Source organism: Pseudoruegeria sp. SK021, from assembly GCF_002119405.1.
Lineage (GTDB): Bacteria > Pseudomonadota > Alphaproteobacteria > Rhodobacterales > Rhodobacteraceae > Meridianimarinicoccus.
This window is the reverse complement of record NZ_MTBG01000094.1, coordinates 1-1801: the sequence shown is the minus strand read 5'-3', so window position 1 is coordinate 1801 and position 1801 is coordinate 1. Positions and strand designations below refer to the sequence as shown.

Sequence of the window (1801 nt, the reverse complement as noted above, 5' to 3'; positions counted from 1 at the left end):
GCGGGAAGCTGGGATCACAAAACCGGTCACGCTGCACACGTTAAGGCATAGTTTTGCCACCCACCTGCTGGAACGCGGCGTCGATATCAGGGTGATCCAGGCTCTGTTGGGCCATACAAAACTGACGACAACAGCGCGTTATGCCAGCGTGGCAACCGGCATGATCGCGGCGGTGGACAGCCCGCTGGACGACCTGAACCAAGCCAAGCGCAAGAAGGGCAAGAGAGGCGCTTCGTAAGCCGCCTTGCCTCGGTCAAAGCTGGAGGTTGCGGATATTTTCTGCGCCCATGGTGCTGCGTGGCGTGCGACGAACGCGGGACACATCAGCCTGACACAATTGAAGGTGATGTCGGCAATCGAGTACTGCCGAACAGCGTTACTTGGCGGACACGTCGCGCGCTGCGCTGACTGCGCGCATGAGCACATCGCGTACAATTCATGCCGCAACCGCCATTGCCCCAAATGCCAATCCACGGCCGCAAAAGCATGGCTGGCAGCGCGGGAGGCCGAACTGCTGCCCGTGCGGTATTTCCACCTCGTCTTCACTCTGCCCAAACAGGTTGCCGACATCGCGCATCAGAACAAACGCGAGATCTACAACTTGCTGATGCGGGCGAGCGCGGACACGGTAATCAAGATCGCCGCCGATCCCAAGCATCTCGGCGCGCGGGTTGGGATCACGTCGGTTTTGCACACCTGGGGATCTGCTATGACGCACCACCCGCATGTGCATATGATTGTACCAGGCGGGGGCTTGTCTACGGATGGCGCAAACTGGATCGCCTGCCGCAAGAACTTCTTCCTGTCCGTCCGGGTCCTATCCCGTCTGTACCGCCGCCTTATCTTGGAAGGGTTGGCCAAGTTGCATAAGGCTGGAAACTTGCAGTTCTTCGGTGAACACACAGGCCTCGCCGACAAGGCCGCTTTCGACGCCTTTCTCAAACCCCTGCGCAAAATCGATTGGGTCGTCTACGCCAAGGAACCCTTCGCCGGACCTAAAGCCGTGCTGGCGTATCTGTCGCGCTACACGCATCGCGTTGCAATATCCAACAGCCGCCTGATCCGCATGAACGGCCACGGCGTCACCTTCCGCGTCAAAGACTACCGCCGCAAAGGCGTGGGCCGCCACACCACCATGACGCTGGCTACGTCAGAGTTCATCCGCCGGTTCCTGATCCACGTCCTGCCCAAAGGCCAGCACCGCATCCGCCACTACGGGTTCTTTGGAAACGGCAACCGTGCCAGCAATATCGCCAGGATCAGGCAGCTGCTCGGGGCCAAAGCGCCAGATCATCAGCACATCAACGACGCCAGCCCCGACGATGCCGATAAGCCGCCCCGCACCCTCGCCCTGCCTTGCCCATGTTGCGGCGGGCAGTTGATCATCGTCGAGACAATCGCACCAGCACAGCATTCCAGAGCACCGCCAAAACCACAGAGGGCTGCAGCATGACGCGTGCGCAACACAGGACCGACAACACCCTCAGCCGCAGACGATGTCACCTGCGAACCCATCATTGTGCGATGATCCAGTTGTCGACGCGGCAAAAGTTGATGACACCAACAAAATACCGCGGATGTGGTCCAAATGCTTGCAAGGCCGACCCCGCGCTTAGCCTGAGGGGACCCGTTCAACGAGTCTGTCAGATCAGATCCGAGGCAAGCCCACTGCCCAAATCCCCATAGCAACAAACGCCCCACCAAGCCCCACCCCGCGATTTCCCGCTTGAGCGCTTCTCCGACGCCAAGCAACGATCCGCGTCACTCAAACGACGCGCAAGGCGTCCGAGAAACCTGCATC

At 60.0% G+C, this 1801-nt stretch carries 2 protein-coding genes; both read left to right on the top strand.

Going from position 1 to position 1801, the window contains the following annotated elements:
- On the top strand, positions 1-238 hold a 238-nt coding region (locus tag BV911_RS18700), incomplete at its 5' end, for a tyrosine-type recombinase/integrase (protein ID WP_168184150.1).
- 6 nt (positions 239-244) lie between these two features.
- Positions 245-1453 carry an IS91 family transposase gene (locus tag BV911_RS18695; RefSeq protein ID WP_086055039.1) on the top strand — a complete coding sequence of 403 codons (1209 nt, stop codon included), beginning with the start codon at positions 245-247 and terminating at the stop codon, positions 1451-1453.
- Positions 1454-1801: the final 348 nt, after the last annotated feature.